Origin of the sequence: Methylocucumis oryzae (assembly GCF_000963695.1) — a bacterium.
GTDB lineage: Bacteria > Pseudomonadota > Gammaproteobacteria > Methylococcales > Methylomonadaceae > Methylovulum > Methylovulum oryzae.
In genome coordinates this window covers 1-4,790 of record NZ_LAJX01000229.1, presented here as the reverse complement: position 1 = coordinate 4,790, position 4,790 = coordinate 1, and the positions used below count along the sequence as shown (strand labels likewise).

Genomic DNA, 4,790 nt, shown 5'->3' with positions numbered 1-4,790 from the left:
TTTAACAAAAATTTGACTATTTTTTATACAAATTTACGCGTTATTGAAAAGTCAAATCCTATCGATTAATTTTTAAATGGCTCCCAAATTGAGAATTGCTGCTCATGCGCCATGCCATTGTTCCAAAAATCGATTGTGTTTTCAAAGCCTTACTCGGCGTTGAGGAAAACCAAAATCTGCTCATCCATTTTTTGAATGCATTGTTGGCTCAAGAGCTAATTAAGCCTATCGCTTCGGTGGATATTTTAAATCCTTACAACGACAATGAGTTTTTTAGCGATAAGCTCAGCGTGGTTGATGTAAAAGCTCAAGACCAACACGAGCGGTTGTATCAAATTGAAATTCAGCTCAGCAGTTATCGTCACTTACCTGCCAGAATGATTTACAACTGGGCTGATATTTATAGTCAACAGTTACAGTCAGGGCAAGACTATAGCCTGCTAAAACCGACTTATGCGATTTGGCTATTGGCAGAAAACCGCTCCCGGCGTTTTCTGCATTCACCACATCCATGTGGCTTTCAGATAACTTACTTACTGACGATAGCCACTATGCGCATCACTACAAACTCAGAGATGAACATGGTTGTTTATTAACTCAACATGGCGGCATCTGGATATTGGAATTAAACAAGTTTAACGCTAAACATATTGAGTCAGAGGAACAACGTTGGCTACAGTTTTTTAAAACAGGCGAGCAACTGAATGATGATGCGTTGCCAGATTGGATGACTACCGAGGAGATGAAACAAGCTATGAACACGTTAAGCCGTTTTTCCGAAAAAAAGAACGTGAGTATTTTAAATATCAAGCTAGGCAAGACTATCTGCGCGAACAACGGACGATTCAAAAGGAGCATGAGCAGACTGCACAGCAACTAGAGCAGGCCTCACAGCAATTAGAGCAGACGGCAAAAGAGTTGCAAGACTCTAGGCTTCGTGAAGAAGCGGCACAAAAAACGCGAAAGGGTTGCTTTACAGGAAAAAGCGGCCGCCTTGGCTGAAATTGAGCGCTTCAAAGCACAATTAGCGAATAAAGGCCAGTAGCCTTCCCTAGTTCCCACACACCTCGTCCAGCGGAACACTTTAGCGTAGGTTGGATTAGCGAAGCGTAATCCGACATAACGAGGCTACAAACATCTTGTAGTTTTGTGTTTGTGCAACTGGCTGGAGTTGATTTATTGAGATGGATGTATGCATTGTCACTTTTCCACCCCACAAAAACCAATGCATCAGCAGAGATAGGTAAGATTTGAAAGACAATAGCGTATACTTTGCGTTTTTAAACGACAGCCGCTTTCATCTATTGCGGTACATCCCTGTGAAAAATTGCCAGCCGGACGTGGGTTGCTGACGTTGTTAGAGCCGGTTAATTATGAAACGGCATTATTGTCTCAACCGGCATTGGCGGAAGATTGGTTAAAACCGGAAGAGGAGGAGGCATGGGCGCATTTACAGCCGGTCAAGTCGTTGTATTGCCGTTTCATTCGTTACCAAGCTCCGGCTTGGGAATGTAGTCTTGGAAGCTCCAGCTACCAGAATTCTCGAAGCTAGAGCTTGCTGAATTGGGTTCCCAAGCGGGAGCTTGGGAACCTGTTCCCTCGATGCATAAGGCGCGCTACTATTCTTCTAACTCATCCCGCAACGTTTCAAACACTGCATACAGCAAGTCATCGGCGTCGCTTTGGGCGTCGTCTCGGGTGTTGAGCTGTTCGGATGGATGAGCTAAATCGGCGCTGACGGCGGTTTCACTGCCATCTTGGCTTAATTTCAGTAAATAAATATCGCCGTCTTCATCGTTGCTAAACATTGAGAGTAGGCTTTTGGGCTGGTATTGCACATAAAACAAGCTTTGTTCGCGGCTATGGTCGGTGACTTTCATTGCACGTTGTTTTAATGCTAAGCCTACCGTTAACCAGGCATTTTCTAACGGTTGTTTGATTTTTATCCGTATAGGCGTGCTGTCGGTTAAATACACATCGTTGCCTAAGCCTTTGCGGTAGCGTTTTTTGGGAATGACGGCATCGTCGCAGCATTCCGCGTCGCCCGCGACTTTGTTTCTGGGCAGCGTTTGGCGGTTTTTCTAACAGTTCGTTATTTTTATAGCGCGGGTCATCCGGGCTACAGGCCGCTAGTGTGGCGACTAGCACTAAAGCTAATAATTTCAGCATGGTTATAGATTAAAGATAAGTTATTCACAGGCAAAGCGTCTATGGTGTAACGCGGGGAAACTCTCGCGTACTTTTTGTAAGTGTTCGGCATCTATATCGGCACAGACAAAGCCGCTGCCGGTTTTATAGCAGTCTAAGATAACGCCCCACGGGTCGATAATCATGCTATGGCCATAGGTGCGGCGACCGTTGAGGTGAAAACCGCCTTGGTTGGGCGCGATGATATAGCATAAATTTTCGACCGCTCTGGCGCGCAACAGCAATTCCCAATGGGCTGCACCGGTTTTGGCGGTAAATGCCGACGGTACGACAATGACATCAACGCCTTGTTTACTCATGTTACGGAAAAATTCTGGAAAGCGTAAGTCGTAACAAACCGCTATGCCTAGCTTACCAAATGGTGTTGTTAATACTAAGCTGTCGTTGCCCGCTTCTATAGTGTCGGATTCACGGTAAACTTCGTCAGTACCGGGTACGGCGACATCAAATAAGTGAATTTTGTCGTAACGGCCTACACGTTCGCCTTGGTCGTTGAAGACTAGGCAGGCTGCTCTGACTTTATTCGGTTGCTCTGCGGCGATGGGTATCGTGCCGCCGACTACCCAGAGATTATATTTTTTCGCCACATTGGCTAAGAAATCTTGAATTAACCCCGAACCGTCTTTCTCTCTGACTTTGACTTTGTCTAATTCGTGGTCGCCCATGAGCGCGAAATTTTCCGGTAACGCGACGAGTTTTGCGCCCGCTTTGGCGGCTTCTTCGATTAAATGCTCGGCGGCGATTAAGTTAGAACGAATGTTCGGGCTAGACGCGAGTTGTATGGCAGCACATTTAGTCATGGTTGACTCCTTGATTATTATTGTTGTATCCACGGAAATGTTTTTAAGCCTGTCCAGGTTTTTTGTAGTAAGCCATCGTTTTCATGGACAGGAATGACATGTAGTTGGTCCCAAGGCCCTTGGATTTTATATTCAGAGCCTAATAAAAAGCCTTCAGTATTTTCACCTGTTAAACCGAATGCGACGATACCAGTGACTTTGTCGACAATTGTACCAGCAATAGGTAGCGCATCCGCGCCTTTGGGTGCGATTTTAGCGGTTAGCTGTACGGTTTTGCCACGCAAATCGGCGTAGCCCAACAAATTTATTTTAGCGGGGATAGCATCGACGACGAGCTCATTGATATGCGCTTGGCCGGCATTTAAACGTTAAAATTTCCTTTAATTGAATTAAATGTCAATCCTTGTTCGTAAAGGTCGCGAAAATCTAGCTGCATACGCTTTTGCCATTGTGCCATCGCTAATACGCCTAAAATTCGGCCAAAACCTGGCTCTATGCTTAAGATACGACCATCATCAAACTCAATGCCAATGTCGCCTTGTGCTTGTGCTATGGCAAAGTCGGTAGGCGAGCCAGGCCAGTTCAGTTTAATAGCCGCTGTTAAACCAGTTTCGACTAAATCGTTGGGTACGCCTAATTGGGTGAGTAACGAACCGGCATTGTGTAGCGTTATGTTGCCGTTAAGTTGGGTTTGCGTCGTGTTTTGGTGTTCTAGCCAATCGGCCGTTAGCGCTAATTGCGTTGCGACGCTGTTAAGTGTTATGTCTTTGAAGCGAATGCCGTTGTTAGCGTATTCGGTCTCTATCGCTAACATGCCTAAATCTAAGCCTTGCCATAAGGTTTTACTGCTCGTCAGTTTGAATAAAGGCAGGTCTTTAGGATTGGCGTTGCTTGTTGGGTTTAAGGCTATTGCGTTAGCTGCTTTGGGCTCAATGGCGTGCGGTGCGGATAAATTGAGTTCTTTTAGCGTAAAACGAATGGCTTCGGTGTTGAGCTTTTGCGGCACGCTGACGTGGCCTTTGGCGAATGAGCTGGTTATCTCGCCTTGCCAATGAGTTTCTTTAAACAGTAAATCAATGCGGAAGTCGTCTAGGGCGGTGCTAGCGAATCGAGTGTGTGGGCTGTATAAGCTAATTTGCGTTAACAATTGGTCGTCGCTGTCGCCACCGGCAAAACCTAGCCATTCTTGTAAATCTAGCTCAGGTTGAGCAATGTCTAATTTAACGCCCGTTTCTGTTGGTTTAAGGGTTAGCTCATCGCCAATGCGAATATGTCCGGCGGTAATTTTTCTATCGTTGGTATTAACGCGTAAATAAGCGGCGAGTTGCTTCGCATAGTCAATCTGTATAGGGAGTTGGTCTGCTTCGTCTAGGTTAAATACCAAATGCAAATTTTTCGGTGTTAAGTAGTCTTTTTTTAAGGCGCCGGGTAGCTTAAGGTTAAGGCCGGTTAAATCGCTGTCTATGCGCAATTCGTATCGATTATCCGTAGGGTGGTTTGAGCTGGCCGCCTGGCTTAAGCGGTCGTCGGGCAGATTTAACTGTAATTGGTAATTAAAAGAGCCTTGGGCAAAACGGTCAAAGGGTAGTCTGAAATGTTTATCAATAGCTGCGATGTCGGCTGTGCCGGTGGCATTAATGACGGTGCTATGGGCTTTATTGTCTATCGTGACCTTAACCGGTTGTTCAAATACGACGGCTTTAAGATTGTCGCTAAAAATGCCTTGCTCGTTAAATTTTAATTGACCCACAATGCGTTGAATCGGCAGTTGTATGCTTTTAA

Annotated in this window: 7 protein-coding genes; 3 read left to right on the top strand and 4 right to left on the bottom strand. The window is 45.4% G+C overall.

Features of this window, described 5'->3' with window-relative positions; genetic code table 11:
• Positions 1-104: 104 nt before the first annotated feature.
• The 3 genes from VZ94_RS27270 (at position 105) to VZ94_RS25340 (ending at position 1,552) form a co-directional block, all read left to right on the top strand.
• On the top strand, positions 105-596 hold the full coding sequence (locus VZ94_RS27270) for an Rpn family recombination-promoting nuclease/putative transposase (RefSeq protein WP_204369209.1): 492 nt from the start codon (positions 105-107) through the stop codon (positions 594-596).
• A complete protein-coding gene (locus VZ94_RS32890; RefSeq protein WP_204369208.1) occupies positions 512-880 on the top strand; it encodes a PD-(D/E)XK nuclease family transposase in 369 nt (122 codons plus the stop codon). The genes VZ94_RS27270 and VZ94_RS32890 overlap by 85 nt, the downstream gene beginning before the upstream one ends.
• Positions 881-1,345: 465 nt before the next feature.
• Positions 1,346-1,552 carry a hypothetical protein gene (locus tag VZ94_RS25340; protein WP_157844975.1) on the top strand — a complete coding sequence of 69 codons (207 nt, stop codon included), beginning with the start codon at positions 1,346-1,348 and terminating at the stop codon, positions 1,550-1,552.
• A 67-nt stretch (positions 1,553-1,619) separates the two neighbouring features.
• On the opposite strand, the gene VZ94_RS18265 is transcribed toward VZ94_RS25340, so the two are convergent.
• From VZ94_RS18265 to VZ94_RS18250, 4 genes are all read right to left on the bottom strand, one after another.
• On the bottom strand, positions 1,620-1,976 hold the full coding sequence (locus VZ94_RS18265) for an outer membrane protein assembly factor BamC (protein WP_045780321.1): 357 nt from the start codon (positions 1,974-1,976) through the stop codon (positions 1,620-1,622).
• Positions 1,977-2,189: 213 nt separating this feature from the next.
• Positions 2,190-3,008 carry a carbon-nitrogen hydrolase family protein gene (locus VZ94_RS18260; protein ID WP_045780320.1) on the bottom strand — a complete coding sequence of 273 codons (819 nt, stop codon included), beginning with the start codon at positions 3,006-3,008 and terminating at the stop codon, positions 2,190-2,192.
• A 17-nt stretch (positions 3,009-3,025) separates the two neighbouring features.
• Positions 3,026-3,310, bottom strand: a complete 285-nt coding sequence (locus VZ94_RS31130; RefSeq protein WP_045780319.1) for a hypothetical protein — start codon at positions 3,308-3,310, stop codon at positions 3,026-3,028.
• 59 nt (positions 3,311-3,369) lie between these two features.
• Positions 3,370-4,790 (bottom strand): YhdP family phospholipid transporter (locus tag VZ94_RS18250; protein ID WP_045780318.1); only part of this gene is annotated, 1,421 nt, incomplete at its 5' end.

Coding starts and splice junctions, on each gene's coding strand:
- VZ94_RS27270 (WP_204369209.1), top strand. CDS start 105: ATGCGCCATGCCATTGTTCCAAAAATCGATTGTGTTTTCAAAGCCTTA.
- VZ94_RS32890 (WP_204369208.1), top strand. CDS start 512: ATGTGGCTTTCAGATAACTTACTTACTGACGATAGCCACTATGCGCAT.
- VZ94_RS18260 (WP_045780320.1), bottom strand. CDS start 3,008: ATGACTAAATGTGCTGCCATACAACTCGCGTCTAGCCCGAACATTCGT.